The sequence below is a fragment of the Arthrobacter sp. SO5 genome, from assembly GCF_020532805.1.
Classification (GTDB): domain Bacteria; phylum Actinomycetota; class Actinomycetes; order Actinomycetales; family Micrococcaceae; genus Arthrobacter.
Genome location: NZ_MQTQ01000002.1, coordinates 38,067 through 51,644 on the forward strand (window position 1 = coordinate 38,067; position 13,578 = coordinate 51,644).

General features: G+C 59.9%; 13 protein-coding genes and 2 pseudogenes. 8 read left to right on the forward strand and 7 right to left on the reverse strand.

The features are described from left to right. Positions 1 to 32 precede the first annotated feature (32 nt). The 6 genes from BJG92_RS18500 to BJG92_RS00405 all read left to right on the forward strand — a co-directional run bounded on the left by BJG92_RS18500 (position 33) and on the right by BJG92_RS00405 (position 6,179). Positions 33 to 1,223: a glycosyltransferase gene (locus tag BJG92_RS18500; RefSeq protein ID WP_232082038.1), complete on the forward strand. Its 1,191-nt coding sequence runs from the start codon at positions 33 to 35 to the stop codon at positions 1,221 to 1,223. Positions 1,224 to 1,336: 113 nt separating this feature from the next. Continuing rightward, a complete protein-coding gene (locus tag BJG92_RS00385; protein WP_232082039.1) occupies positions 1,337 to 2,320 on the forward strand; it encodes a GSCFA domain-containing protein in 984 nt (327 codons plus the stop codon). Between the two features lie 122 nt (positions 2,321 to 2,442). After that, a complete protein-coding gene (locus BJG92_RS00390) occupies positions 2,443 to 3,093 on the forward strand; it encodes a hypothetical protein (protein ID WP_232082040.1) in 651 nt (216 codons plus the stop codon). Then, positions 3,090 to 3,506, forward strand: coding sequence for a hypothetical protein (locus tag BJG92_RS00395; RefSeq protein ID WP_232082041.1), 417 nt, complete (start codon positions 3,090 to 3,092; stop codon positions 3,504 to 3,506). The genes BJG92_RS00390 and BJG92_RS00395 overlap by 4 nt, the downstream gene beginning before the upstream one ends. Then, complete coding sequence (locus BJG92_RS00400; protein ID WP_232082042.1) at positions 3,499 to 5,526, forward strand: glycosyltransferase family 2 protein; 2,028 nt, start codon at positions 3,499 to 3,501, stop codon at positions 5,524 to 5,526. The genes BJG92_RS00395 and BJG92_RS00400 overlap by 8 nt, the downstream gene beginning before the upstream one ends. Further along, positions 5,523 to 6,179, forward strand: coding sequence for a hypothetical protein (locus tag BJG92_RS00405; RefSeq protein ID WP_232082043.1), 657 nt, complete (start codon positions 5,523 to 5,525; stop codon positions 6,177 to 6,179). Before BJG92_RS00400 ends, BJG92_RS00405 begins: the two co-directional genes overlap by 4 nt. 63 nt (positions 6,180 to 6,242) lie before the next feature. On the opposite strand, the gene BJG92_RS00410 is transcribed toward BJG92_RS00405, so the two are convergent. Continuing rightward, entirely contained in the window at positions 6,243 to 6,845 is a 603-nt protein-coding gene (locus BJG92_RS00410) for a polysaccharide pyruvyl transferase family protein (protein ID WP_232082044.1), read from the reverse strand. Positions 6,846 to 7,332: 487 nt separating this feature from the next. Between BJG92_RS00410 and BJG92_RS00415 the strand changes: the two genes are divergently transcribed. Then, positions 7,333 to 8,649, forward strand: coding sequence for a UDP-glucose/GDP-mannose dehydrogenase family protein (locus tag BJG92_RS00415; RefSeq protein WP_232082048.1), 1,317 nt, complete (start codon positions 7,333 to 7,335; stop codon positions 8,647 to 8,649). Positions 8,650 to 8,793: 144 nt separating this feature from the next. Next, positions 8,794 to 9,126, forward strand: a complete 333-nt coding sequence (locus tag BJG92_RS00420; protein WP_232082045.1) for a transposase — start codon at positions 8,794 to 8,796, stop codon at positions 9,124 to 9,126. A 270-nt stretch (positions 9,127 to 9,396) separates the two neighbouring features. On the opposite strand, the gene BJG92_RS18505 is transcribed toward BJG92_RS00420, so the two are convergent. From BJG92_RS18505 to BJG92_RS00445, 6 genes and pseudogenes are all read right to left on the reverse strand, one after another. Then, a complete protein-coding gene (locus BJG92_RS18505) occupies positions 9,397 to 9,627 on the reverse strand; it encodes a transposase (protein WP_308011600.1) in 231 nt (76 codons plus the stop codon). Beyond that, positions 9,596 to 10,336, reverse strand: a complete 741-nt coding sequence (locus BJG92_RS18510; RefSeq protein ID WP_308011601.1) for a transposase — start codon at positions 10,334 to 10,336, stop codon at positions 9,596 to 9,598. Before BJG92_RS18510 ends, BJG92_RS18505 begins: the two co-directional genes overlap by 32 nt. A gap of 342 nt (positions 10,337 to 10,678) precedes the next feature. After that, positions 10,679 to 10,894, reverse strand: a pseudogene (locus tag BJG92_RS00430) (IS3 family transposase); the annotation flags it as partial. Positions 10,895 to 10,910: 16 nt separating this feature from the next. Then, a complete protein-coding gene (locus BJG92_RS00435) occupies positions 10,911 to 11,987 on the reverse strand; it encodes an IS110 family transposase (RefSeq protein ID WP_232082046.1) in 1,077 nt (358 codons plus the stop codon). Between the two features lie 65 nt (positions 11,988 to 12,052). Continuing rightward, positions 12,053 to 12,892 (reverse strand): annotated as a pseudogene (locus BJG92_RS00440) (IS3 family transposase); the annotation flags it as partial. Positions 12,893 to 12,924: 32 nt separating this feature from the next. Continuing rightward, on the reverse strand, positions 12,925 to 13,215 hold the full coding sequence (locus tag BJG92_RS00445; RefSeq protein ID WP_232082047.1) for a transposase: 291 nt from the start codon (positions 13,213 to 13,215) through the stop codon (positions 12,925 to 12,927). Positions 13,216 to 13,578 lie beyond the last annotated feature (363 nt).

A 13,578-nucleotide genomic window follows, 5' to 3' on the forward strand; every position in this document is an offset into this window, starting at 1 on the left:
CATGACGAAGAATATGATCCAGGAGGATATCGGTGCAGCTAAAGCTCAGAGGATACTTTAAGGCGGAGGGCTCCCCCCTCACCGAAGCCAATGCTGCCATCGAGATGCTGGCGCCCACTTCAAGCTTTGCCCCGCACGTACTCGGCTACACGCCAGTCGGGAGGGTCAACCCCTACCAGTCTCTGCTCTATAAGGCCGCCGCCGACTATGACATTGCCACCGTCCCGATAATTGACAGTTGGTCTTTTGACAGGCTGGCCGCTGTGCGGCCGGATGCGTCGCATGTCATCCTTCACATCCATTGGACGTCTTTTGTCTTGAACGGCATCAAGAGCTACACGACTGCCGAGAAAAAAATCGAGGATTTCCAGGACTCCATCGACTCCTTCAAAAGCAGAGGCGGCCGGATCGTCTGGACTCTTCACAACATCATTCCGCACGATTCTCTCTTCCCCGACCTCGAAATGCGCGCCCAGCAGATCCTCGCGGACGAAGCCGACGTCCTGCATGTGCTCTCGGAAGCGTCGGCTGACATGATGTCTTCAGCCCTGCTCATTGACAAGAACAAGCTGCTGACGGTAGCGCATCCGAACTATCGGATGACATACGAGGACTACGTCACGCGGAACAATGCCCGGCTTGAGTTCGGCATTGGCCCCAAAGACCGCGTTTATGTGTTGCTCGGGGCGCTCAAGTCGTACAAGGGGCTGAACAGGCTACTCGATGCCTTTGACGCATTCTGCGCCGCGGACCGGACGGTGCCCCGGATTCTGCTGGTCGGCGGTAACCCGGACGGCACCCCTGAGGTCGCCGAGTTCATCGCACGGTGCCAAGCACATCCCAACGTATTGATCGAAGACAAGAAGATCGCGAACCACTTCGTGCAGAACTACATGCGCGCGGCCGATGTCGGGCTGGCCCCGTACACCCGCATGCTTAACAGCGGCGCCATTCTGCTCTATCAGTCCTTTGACCTTCCGGTTATAGCCTCTGACGTCCCGGCTATATGGGAGGACATGCCGGACGAAATCGGTGAACGCGTGTACGACAACTCGCTGATAAGTCTTGTCGAGGCGTTCCAGCGTGCAGACCGGTTCTTCCAGAGCGGAAGCCGGGAAGCCGTGCGGCGGTACGCCGACCAGTTCGATGCAATGAAGCTATCGCGCGAGTTTTCGCGTGGAATCCTGGAAAAGCTCGACGACCAACAGTCTCGTCAGAATTAACGGAATAGCCCGGAGGAACAGAACCTATGTCGTCAATGAACACCTCGACCGAGATTCACAAAGCACGATCCCCGTACCGAGGCAGACCTGCCAAGACCTTCTGGAAAGCAGGGGTGTCAAATGATCAGGGTGAGGCGCTCGAGGGATTGCATGAGAAGAAATTCGCCATCGGCGCTTCCGATGCCATTGCTACTGCCGGCAGCTGCTTTGCCCAGCACATCGCGAGAAATTTGCGACTCAAAGGCTTCAACGTCGTCGACTCCGAACCCGCGCCCCGCTTCCTCAATGCGAACACAGCTGAAAAGTTCGGATTCGGCGTCTACTCAGCACGGTTTGGAAACGTCTACTACGTTCGCCAGCTGCTTCAGCTAGCCCAAGAGGCCTTCGGCGAGCGGGAGCCAAGCAACTGGATCTGGGAAAAGGACGGTCGGTACTACGACGCCCTGCGTCCCTCTGTCGAGCCTGACGGACTCGATAGTCCCGAGTCCGTCAGGGAACACCGACAACAGCACCTTGCCGCCGTCCGGAGAATGGTCGAGTCGGCCACGGTTCTAGTCTTCACTTTCGGCTTGACGGAGGGTTGGGTAGATAGGGTCTCGGAGACGGTGTTCCCCACGGCGCCGGGCACCATCAGCGGAGATTTCGATTCTGACGTGTTCGAATTCAAGAACTTTGACTACGCGGAGATCCTGGCGGACTTCCAGGAGCTGCGGCTCCTCCTCCACAGGCACAATCCTGAGCTAAAGTTCATTGTCACTGTGTCCCCGGTGGCACTTGCCGCAACCGCCACGGATAACCATGTTTTGGTTGCCACGACGTATTCGAAGGCCGTTCTCCGTGCGGTTACTGGCGAACTTGCCCGGCTCTACCCCGACGTCGATTACTTCCCATCATTTGAAATCATCACCGGAAGCCAGGCCAAAGGCCGTTTCTGGGACGACACGCTTCGCGGTGTCTCGCCCGAGGGAGTCAACACGGTAATGCGGCACTTCTTCCGGTCCTATCCACCTGTCGCCGTGTCTCCACCGGCCAAAGAACTTGAAAGCGCCGAGGGAGTCCTATGCGAAGAAGCCCTACTGGAGGTGTTCGGAGAGTGAAATACTGCTTCATCGGTGATTCGCATTTGGGTCACGTCATGCCCGCGTGGAGAGAAAGAGTGGCGGGAAATGATTCGTACAAGGCCGGATTCCACATTGAACGTACCTACGGTGAGCTCCCTATGAGAATCATCGACGGCACGGAGGAACTCGCGTGCTTCGACGACATCCGGTGCGCGTACTCGCCCGACATCGACGTCAAATCTTACGATGTCTTTGTCGTCTTCGGGATGCACTTTTCCTTCACAGCCTTGGCTAAAACCTACGGGAAATTTAGGACTGAAGAGCACGAGCGCAGCGCAGGTTCTTATTTGCTCTCGCCAGCGGCGCACAAGGCCATGTGCCATGACCTTTACGCAGGATCCAAAGCAATGCGGGTCATTGAGGCCTTGCGGCTCAACACTTCAAAGCCGGTTTTCTATGCTCAGCAGCCTCTGCCCCTGGAGTGGGTGCTGGACCGCACTGAAGGCCCCCTGCGCTTCTTTCGGGACCTGTCGGACTCCGAGGATTTCGGCAGCTTACTTGCAGAGTATGAGGATAGGCTACTGCAACTAGACGCCAGCGGCGTGGGCGTGCTAGCCCAGCCAGAGTCCACTCTGGGCCGCCCCGGCTTCACGCAGAGCCGGTTCGGTCTGGCCGACGCCACGGACATGAGCCCGGAGAGTGCGTTCGCTAAGGGCGACTATTTTCACATGAATGCCGAGTATGGCGGCTTGGTAGTCGAGCAACTCATCGAGCTGTCTACAGCCTCGGCCCTAGAAAGGTCAGAATGAGAATGCTTGATACACGAAATTCCAGCCTGAGACTCGGATGGCAATTCGTGACACCCACTTCGTCTCTAGAGTTCGTCGTCGAACTAGCTACGTCGGTGCCGGCCAAGAGCCTCGTGGCGATGATCTCCCTGCCGGAGGGGGCCTCGATCACTTCGAGTGAGTGGGGCTTCTCAAAATCGCTGGCTGGCCACTACCGCTATATTGAGCTTGACCGTGCGGGCTGCCTGGCTCTCCCTGGAATCGTCCTGGACCGGGAAGTCTCCGAGGTATCGCTCTCAATCCTGCCCTGGGGGACGAAACAACTCTCGCCAAGAACCGCCGTAGCCGGTGCTTGGTCCATCGGAAATTTCAACAAGCCTGGAACGCCCGGTCTCAGCGCCATTTCAAAAGGGAAGTTGATGACCAATGACTGAATCCCACCACTATGATCTTGGCGCGATGATTGTGGCCGACGCAAACGTCGACGCCGAATCCGTCGCCCGAACGGCGAAGTCTCTTGAGTGGTCCGGTATAACCCCGGTAATCCTCTCCGCCTTCGCCCTCGCCGAGCCCGAATTTGAAACTTACGACAAGTCATACTTCAACCCGGCGTCCGAAACTGTCTCGTCCGCCGCGAACAGGTTAATCCGCGGGCTGGTGAATGAGCACATCCTCATCATCGCCGCTGGCACCGTACTGCCGTCAGAAACGTTCGGCGAACTCGTTGCTGCCGTATGCACCAACCCGGAATCTGTGGTTCGTCTCGTCACCCGTGTCGTCCGTCCATTGCACGCCCTGACGACGGCTGACGTGGACGACCTGATTGTCGGGTCGGCCGGCTCACGCACGGATTCTGTGACTACTCCCCGGAGCGCCTCGACTGCCGCGATCGTCGTTCCACGGCGGACGTTGCACACTCTGTGTGGTTTCAAAACTTCAATCCGCGACCCTGACGTCGCTGTGTCGGAATTCCTCCGCCGATGCAGAAAATTCGGCGTCCAAGAAGCTTGGACCCTACCCAAGGTCGGGGTCTACACGGTCGCCACACGGATGAACTCCAAGATGACGACCCAAGAGGTCCGTCTGGCTCCCGAACAGCACGATCCATCGTTCTTCGGTGATCTGCTCGGATGGGGTTCCGGTGCATCCGATGTACCCCTGGTATCCATAGTGATCTCCACCTACAACCGTGCCGCCTACATCGCGGAGTGCCTTTTTTCCATTCAGTCCCAGACGGTACGGGACTTTGAGGTAATAATTGTCGACGACGGCAGTACGGATAATACAGCGGACGTCGTGGCGTCGTTCGCTGACCATCGAATCCGTTACTTCCGCCGTGAGAACACCGGGATCTCGGCGTCCCGAAACTTCGGCGCCCGTCAGGCCCGCGGCGCATTCATTGCCGTCCATGACGACGACGACCTCATGTTGCCATGGCGGCTCGAACGCCAATTGGAATCGCTGGAACCCGGCGATCACGGCAGCTTCGGCGTTTCCGTGCATTTCGATCACGACACCGGTGAGATGCATCGGCTCGTACACCGGTTGTTTAACATCCAGACAGCCTTACGCTACGGAAACAACCCGACCCACCCGACCTGGCTCATCCGCGCGGACATCTTCAAGCAGTTCAAATATGATGAGTCGCTCAAAAGCGGCGTCGACAACAACGTTGCGCTACGGATGATCAGATCCGGCGTTCGGCTCCGGCACACGGGTGAGAACCTCATCCTGCGCCGCCTCCACGGTGGCCAGATTACCCGCAGTGCCGGGGAAATACAGCAGGCCTCGGCAAAAATGTCCCAGCGCCTGCTCAAATTCACTAACGGCGCCGCTGAGGACCCTGCAAAGACGCAGGCCTCGGAGGAGTGGTTGTCTGGTATGGCGGCGGACTCCTTCGAAAAAAGCGTCCGGCCTTATCTCCCGGACCATCTTGTCGAGCGCCGCGTACTCTCGGAGGTCCAGGAGTCGGCTTCGGGCGACGGGACGCCGGACTTTTCACCCACCAACGGGGGCGTCACGGTCATGAGCCAAACCATCCATCAGGAGGGCGTAACAGCCGCCCGGATCTTCCCAAACGTGATGTGGAAGGACCTGGCGGCGCTTCGGAATGCCGGTATCGATTTTTCTGCGGTCGAAGGCTCCGCTGGGGGTCCCATCGACATGGCGGTGGCGGCCATCGGCGACCACGTCACACGCGGTCGCGCTGACTGTGCCTGGGTGGGCCAGACACCTAGCCGGCCGTCGAAGTCCGGTTGGGCTTCGCCAACGAACTCAGATATCGAGTTCACGGTCCTGGATCAACCAAGCCTGACCGAAGGAGTGCGGAAGCTCCTGGCCAAGGACCGGAGCAGCGTGTCAGGTGCCCTGGAGCCATTTCTCATCGTGAAGTCGGCGAATAACCTCGCGTTGCAACTAGTCAACGCCATTAGGAACACGGGGGAATCGCGATGAAGATTCAATGGACCGGCAACAGTTTTGGACGATCAGGCATTCTGGCGATTGCCGAGAAGGGAGACACTCAGCCACCCATCGACACGATCTACCTCGACTACATCGTGGATATCGTAGACCAGGACCGGCTTGCGCTTGCCGCCGCGCTCGTGTTCGGCGCCTACGCCGGCAATCGGATTATGTTTGAGAGCCCGATTTCCGTAGGAGTGGCCCGCGCCATAGAAATCTTCCTACGCGAGCGCACAATCCGTGTTGACCCGGTCAGTTACGCAGAAAACAATTCTCTACACGGCGATTCCATCATCATGCTTGACCACTCCGAAGCGCATACCGCACCGACAAATGTGCTCGGTCGGCAAAGGCAAATCAGGGTCTCCATTCTCCCGACCGAGAGCAACTCCGGGGGCCTACTGACGATGGACTCCCTTAGAGTCGCCTCGAACGCATGGCTGCACGACCAGCTACGCCCGCCCGGATTCGCGGAAGACCGGTCGTCCATAGCGGCCGCAATCCTGCTATCCGCTGACCTGAGCGCCGCGGGCATCAACATGTGTGAACCGGCCGGAGACGGCGGATCGACAACACCGGATGCCCTCCGTCCACTCTTGGAGTCTGCGGGTCTGTCCCTCGTCGTTCAGGCGTGTTGTGCCTGATTGTCGCTGGTGAGCCATGCATCCCAAAGGCGGCTGATGGAGATCGCCAAGCTATAACGCTTGCTAAACAGCCCAGAGATCAACTGGAAATGATCTTTCCAACGGCGAAGGATCCCACGAGGCAAGAGGGGATCTGAATTCACTTCCCCTCTTGCCCAACGCCTGAATTGCATCGCTAAGATCCGGATAGCAAACGAACTCGCTCCGGCCGGTACCGAAAACATAGTCGCGGTATTTGAAGAGATTCTCTTTCGCCGGGCGAAACAACGCGGTGGGTATGCCCAGTACCTCGCCCACGACCAGTCCATGGAGGGAAGATGTTGCAATTATTTCGCTCTGAGCCAACTGCCTCAGAATGTCAAAAATTGGTCCCCTGGGATTGATGGAATTAGGCTCCGAGGCATACGAGTCGAAATCATTTAGGTTGGGAATAACGGCCAGGCGCCGGCGCTTGTCCTGCTTGAGCGCGGAAAGTTGTGGCACCGCCTTGAGTAGCAACAGGGCCGGGTCGCCATATATGCCCGCGTCTTGAATGGATTTGTTGCGTTCCAGCCATTGGCCCGTCAGCGGCCCCCTTACGGCGCGTACGTCCAAATAGGAAAATACATGCCCCTCCTTGGCGATCTTCCCGTTAATGCCTGCTCCCCAAACGACGTCCCCGTCCACGGCGAAGTGAAGGGTCGATCCGACAGCCAGCAGTCTGGCCGCTGGGGAGGACGGTGTACGCCGAGGCACTTTCGCGCCCGCATCCGCCCAACGGGCTTCCAGGATGCTCCTGACCAAAGGGGGGCCGAGCAAGTCTCCGAAATTGTCCGTAAACTTCGCGGGTCCGCCGTCTACGGACCGAACGGGGTTCCAGCTGAAAACATCTATGCCATGTACGTAGTTCAAGGAGGCGGCCGTCCTATCGCAGTTTCCCATACAGAATGGAGCAAATGTGAAAATGCTATGCGTGCTGGACCATTATTCGTCTAAGTCGCGGTCCGGATGACCGTAAAATGGCACAGGCCTCCATCGTCTGGGAAGTCGGTGGCCGAGTCAACTTTAGGCGCCCGCCGGGCCCAGGGCCATCCTCCGAGGAAAGCGCAGCCTCGGTTCGCCGCAGGCTCACAAAAAACATTCGAACCAAGCAAATAGGGGATCAACCTTGTCACTGAGAATCAGCGTTATCGGAACAGGATACTTGGGAACGACGCACGCGGCGTGCATGGCGGAGCTCGGGTTTGAGGTCGTGGGTCTGGACAGCGATCCGAAGAAAATCGAACAGCTTGCCTCGGGTGTTCTGCCCTTTCATGAACCCGGATTGCCGGAGCTGCTGCGTAAACACACAGCCAGCGGTCGTCTGCGGTTCACCACTTCGTACGCCGAGGTCGGTGCGTGGGCGGATGTGCACTTCATCGCGGTCGGCACTCCCCAGAAGGCGGGCGATCATGCCGCCGATATGACCTATGTGGACGGGGCGACCAGCGCTCTGGCCGGTCACATCACGAGGGACTGCCTCATTGTCGGAAAGTCCACTGTGCCTGTCGGCACAGCAAGGCGCTTGGGAAATCTCGTCCGCGAGTCAACCTCCGGTGACGTGAAAGTTGACCTCCTGTGGAACCCCGAGTTCCTCCGCGAAGGATACGCGGTTGAGGACACTCTGCGTCCTGACAGGCTGGTCGCCGGAGGCGACTCGGCAGCAGCAATTGACCTCTTGAAATTGGTCTACGCAAAGGCCCTAAAGTCGGGAACACCGTTTATATCGACTGATCTTGAGACGGCTGAACTAGTCAAGGCCGCCGCCAATGCCTTCCTCGCGACGAAGATTTCGTTTATCAACGCCTTTTCCGAGGTCACAGAACACGTTGGTGGCGACATCCGCGTCCTGGCCGATGCGATTGGTCTTGACAACCGGATTGGACGCCGTTTCCTCAACGCCGGAGTGGGATTCGGTGGCGGCTGCCTGCCCAAGGACATCCGTGCGCTGCAAGCCCGCGTCAGTGAGCTCGGTCTCGATCGCACCATGCGGTTCCTCAGCGAGGTAGACGAAATTAATCTGCGGCGCAGGGACCGCGTAGTCCACCTGGCGACGGAGATCCTCAAGGATCTGCAGGGCCGGAAGATAGCCGTACTTGGCGTTGCATTCAAGCCACACAGCGACGACGTCCGAGACTCGCCAGCTCTCGATGTCGCCGCGCAGCTGTTCAATGCCGGTGCGGACGTGAGCGTCTTTGACCCCGAGGCAATGGAAAACGCGCGCAAGCGCTTTCCCCGTCTGAACTACACAAAATCGGCTGCTGAGGCACTAGAGAATAGTGCGCTGACGATCCTTCTCACAGAATGGGACGAGTTCAAGGAACTTAATCCCACCGAAGTCGGAGATATCGTTGAGTCGAAAGCCATAATTGATGGTCGGAACGTCTTGCACGTCCAGGACTGGCTGGATGCAGGCTGGCGGTTCGAGTCGCTCGGTCGCAGATCGGTCTGACGTGAAAAATGTGGCGACCTGGCGTCGGTGACCGCAGGATCCGGCCGTTTGGCCCAAGGTTTTCATGGCGGGTCCGTTTGGATGGCATGTTAATAAGGGAAGGGCGCTCTGCACTGGGACGATAGTGGTTGTCGAGACCGATAATTGCCGAAGAGGCAGCACCCTTTCGATGCAGAAATCTACCGCTGTTTTCCGTCCTTTCCGGTCAGTTTCACCGGCCAATCGCTGATCTCCCACGCCGGGGGTACGGTGCTCACCGGCTTCATGAACGCGCTGGGTTTCGGCAGGCTGTGTGAGGACAGGCTGGCACAGTCTATTCCCTCCGGCGCCCGGCATCGTTCGGGCAAACTCCTCGGTTCTCTGGCAGCGATGCTCGCCGCCGGAGGCGAACATGCCTCTGACCTGGACATCCTGCGGTCCTCACCCCGGGGTCTTTGCTCAGTTGCCCTCGAACGCGAAAATCTCCCGGTTCTTTGAACGCACCGTGGCCAACCGGAGCTATTCAGTTGCGGATTCGAAACCCTCTGAGTATTTGAGGCTTTGAGCACCACCCAATCGTGCGGTTCAGCACCACCCAATCGTGCGGTTCAGCACGACCGATCGTGCGGGAGAGCGCCAGTGGTGTGAGCTGCCACGGGGATTTCGGACAGCGGAATTAGTTGCCCTTCGTCTCTAAGCGTGGTTGGGTGTTTTCTTCCGGTACGGGAGGTGGCCTCCGGCAGCGAGCAGGGTCCTAAGCCTGTAGTTCTAGAAGTTGCGGAAGCCGCGGGCAATCCGGCGGGTCGTTTCGATCACGCCGTTGATGGCTTCGGTGGGGCTGTTCGAGGCGCCGCCAGTGTCGAAGTAAGCCAGGATGGCCTGCTTCCACGCACGTAGGCTCCGGCCCAGCTTCGCGACCTCGGGAATCGGGCAGGACGGGAAACTGGCCAGGATTTCGGTGAGAAGCTCACGGCCCCTCTCCGGCCGGGCGTGATACACGGTCCGTAGCTTTTGGTAGCACTGCCAAGCGATGGCCACTTCGCGGGTCGGGTCGCCCTCTTCGAGTTTTTTTCTCCAGCCTGGCGACCTGCTTCTCCGACAGTGATTCGATGACCTGCTGGAGGGCGCGGCGGATGCCGTAGAGCGGGTCCTTGGCATGTCCGCGCCGCCCGAGTGTCTCCTGCTGAACGCGGCGCCGGACCTCATCAACCATGGCCGTTCCGAGCTTGACGATGTGGAATGCGACGACGACGGTGATGGCTTCAGGGAGTTCGTCCCGGATGGCGTTGGCGTAGCCGCGGAACGGGTCCAGGGTCGCAACTTTGATCCCTGAGGTGAAGCCGGCGCCTTGTTCCTTCAGCCAGTCGGCGCAGGCCTTCCCCGACCGGCCCGGGACCAGGTCGAGCAGTCTGGCGTGTACGGAGCCGTTCGCGTCGCGGGTGTGGTCAATGACGCCGGTGACCATGCCGGAACCGGGGAACCCGGCGTGTGTCCAGACATGCTCATCGACGCCGAGCGCATCAACGCCGGAGAGCCGTCCGGGCCTGTTGATCCGGAGCCGGGCCTCGAGTTCGATGCCTTTCCAGAGGGACCGCCAGGACACCCCGAGCTGGTGGGCGAGTGCGGAAACGGGGGTGTCGTATTTCTCCAGCGCATCGGTCGCCCAGCGGATGGCCCGGTGAGTGAGGATCGCCCGTTTCCCGGCCAACGCGTGCTGTTCGCTGAAGACTTGAGCGGGGCAGTGTTCGTCCGGGCAGCGCCACAGCCTTTTTGGCCCAGAGCAGCCGGACGGGCCGGCCCAAACACGGGATGTCGTGGAGGCGAATCCCGTGCCGGCCGTGGCCGACAGCGACAACCCCGCAGGCAGGGCAGCCAGCCATGGATTCGTCAGTTTCAACATGGATGATCAGGCCAGTGGTGGCCTCGGCAACGGAAGTGATGTGAACGCTAGGAACACCAAGCAGGGCATCCGCGCGATCGCACCACCTCCCGCCGGAGCAAGAAGTGAGGTGTGTCAAGGATGTGAGACAGTCGCGTAGTTTCGTTTTGGTCAGGCGGCCGCGGGTAGCGGCTGGTTTTTGGTCTTGAAGTTGGCCATCGCTGTTGCCGGCGGCAGGCCGGCGTTGTTGGTGTGGGGCCGCCAGCGGTTGTAGAACACCTCGATGTAGCGCATGGTTGCCCGGCGGGCGTCCCGGCGGGTGGCGAAGCTGTGGTGGTGGTAGAACTCGTTTTTCAGGGAGGAGAACGCCGACTCGGCGACGGCGTTGATGCTCCTATAGTTGTCAAGCCGTGATTTCTCCGCTTGCCGGGTTGGTTTTGAGAAGGTGGTAGACCTCGCGGATGACGTAGCGTTTGAGGCACCGGATGATGTCGCGTTTGGATTTGCCTTCGGCGGTTCTGCGGCTGACGTAGGCGATTGTGGGCTCGTGGAATCTCATGCGAACGATGACGGTGCGGTAGATGGCTGCGTTGAGTTGCCGGTGGCCGCCGCGGTTGAGGCGGTGGCGGCCGCTTGTCATTCCGGATCCGGTGGGGATGGGGCTGATGCCGGCGAGTTTGGCGAACGCTGCCTCGGAGTGGATGCGCTCGGGGTTGTCTCCTGCGACGATGAGGATTTCGGCGGCGGTATCGGCGCCAATCCCGTAGGCGTCCAGCAGTTGGGGTGCGGTGCGGGTTACGAGGTCCTCGATCATGCCGGCGAGTTCTTTGGCTTCGGTGTCCAGGTTCAGCCATCGCCGGGCGAGGGATCTCAGGGTGTGGCGGATGGAGTCCTCGGGGGTCTCCAGGGCCCGGGGACGCAAAGCCGCCAGGTGGCGGGCGAGCATGATCTGTGTTTTCTCTGCAGTGTCTTTCCGGAGCTGTTGCGGGGCGTGAACGAGCATGGCTTTGAGCGTGACCATGGCCGCGGAGCGGTCCTTTACGGCGGTGTCGTGGGCCACCTTGAGCTGGCGGATCATTTCGACGGCACCGTCGGCGGTTTTCGGGACCGCGGTCGCGAATCCGGCCAGAACAGCCCGGGCAGCGTGCTCCGCGTCGAGCGTGTCGGATTTGCCGACGAGCCTGCGCATCCGCCGGTCGGGGCGGTTCACTTCGACCACCTTGTGTCCGTGCCGGCGCATGAATGAGCTGAGCCCGGATCCGTATGAACCGGTGCCTTCGATGCCGAACGCGATGATTTTCCCGAAGGACACGGCCCAGTCCAGAAGCTGCCGGAACCCGCCGGAATCGGTGGCCACCGTCAAAGTGGCCAGGATCCCGCCGACCGAGTCCATTACGGCGGCGACATGGACGTGTTTGTGCGTGTCAACACCAACGACGACGTGCCCTGATCGAATGGGAGTGAGAGTATCTGATGCCATGGTGCCCGTAGCCTCCTGCCGGATAACGTGGATATCACGCTGTCGCCGGCGGGTGGACAGGACTGTCATGGGGACGCTGTCGAATTCTGGCTCCAGGCTCCTATCAGGTCACGCCCGGTCCGGCGGCAGTGCTTATTGCGTGCCCGGCCGCGGGACTGACAGATCAACGCAAAGACACCAAAGGGTCTATCCCAACAAGGGTCAAGTCCCACGACCAGGACTTCCGAATCTACGGCTGATGATTCGACAAGACCAGACTGACAATCCCAGCACACCCCGGTGGCGCCCATGGACTGCCGGACGCCGTTGCTGGTGCACCAGGCGCCCATTTCCCTGGACGTGTATTGCGTGCCGCGATCGCTGTGGAAGATGGCATCCGGGGCCAGGTGTCCGCGGTCCCTTGCCATCGCCAGCGCACCGGTGACGAGGGAGGCGCGCATGTGATCGGCCATGGCCCAGCCAACGACCATGCGGGTGCAGAGGTCGATGACGGTGGCCAGGTAGAGCCAGCCCTCGCCGGTACGCAGGTAGGTGATGTCCCCGACGAGCTTCGTGCCGGGGGTATCTGAGGTGAAGTCCCGGCCGATGAGGTCCGCGAAGACCTTGTCCGGGTCCGAGGGGATGGTCGTGCGTTTGAACGCGCGCATCCGCTTGGCCGCCCAGCCGTTCTCGGCCATGATGGCAGCCACCGTGCCCACGGAAACCTCCACACCGGTGGCGGCGAGTTTGGTGTGGACCATCCGGTGGCCGAAGATCCCGTCCGAGGAATCGAACATCGCCTTCACCAGTCCGGTCAGCTCCCGGTGCCGGGCAGCCGTCGGTGATTCCTTCTGCTCCAGCCACCGGTAGTACGAGGCCCGTGGAATGCCCAGCCGGACGCACATCCAGGCCACCGGAAATTCGGCGTTCTTCTCCTGAACAAGCCGGTAGAGGTCCTCTACCGTTGTTCTTTGGCGAAGAACGCCGACACTTTTTTCAGGAAATCATTTTCCCTTTCGACTTCCCGCAGCCGGGCCTCCAACGCCTTGTATTTCGCGGGATCCACCGGATCATCCGGCCTGACGCCGGCACCGGCCTCTCCTTCCCGGTGCAGCTGCACCCAGCGCTTCAGGGCGGTCACGGAGATCCCTAACTCGGGGGCAACTGAGGCGGGCGAACGGCCGGAGGAAATGACGAGATTCACGGCATCGGCCTTGAACTCATCTGAATACGTAGGACGGGAAGACATGGGCACAATCCTTTCAAACTGTGTCTCACATCAGTAGTACACCTCAAAGTAAAGTAAGACACGTCAGGGTTTCTTTGGGAAATGGCTGTTTAGTCGCTACCAATTCAAAGAGACCCTGACGCCTCTCTCCTGCCGCCACACCGACAACACCCCGACCCCTCAACTCAGCTGGACCTAACCACGCTTAGAGACGAAGGGCCAACATTAAGCCGAGGAACAGGGCCGCGACCCAGGAACCCGAAGGGCAAACTCCCCAAGCTCGGCTTAACGATTTCCTCGGCATAATCACTGTGATGGACCATGCCCGCAGGGACCGGCGTTCCGGCCTGGTCCCGGCGCCAGAGCGCCATCTTCAAGGTGGTG

Coding starts and splice junctions, on each gene's coding strand:
- BJG92_RS00390 (WP_232082040.1), top strand. CDS start 2,443: ATGAGAATCATCGACGGCACGGAGGAACTCGCGTGCTTCGACGACATC.
- BJG92_RS00395 (WP_232082041.1), top strand. CDS start 3,090: ATGAGAATGCTTGATACACGAAATTCCAGCCTGAGACTCGGATGGCAA.
- BJG92_RS00400 (WP_232082042.1), top strand. CDS start 3,499: ATGACTGAATCCCACCACTATGATCTTGGCGCGATGATTGTGGCCGAC.
- BJG92_RS00405 (WP_232082043.1), top strand. CDS start 5,523: ATGAAGATTCAATGGACCGGCAACAGTTTTGGACGATCAGGCATTCTG.
- BJG92_RS00435 (WP_232082046.1), bottom strand. CDS start 11,987: ATGGCATCAGATACTCTCACTCCCATTCGATCAGGGCACGTCGTCGTT.
- BJG92_RS00445 (WP_232082047.1), bottom strand. CDS start 13,215: ATGTCTTCCCGTCCTACGTATTCAGATGAGTTCAAGGCCGATGCCGTG.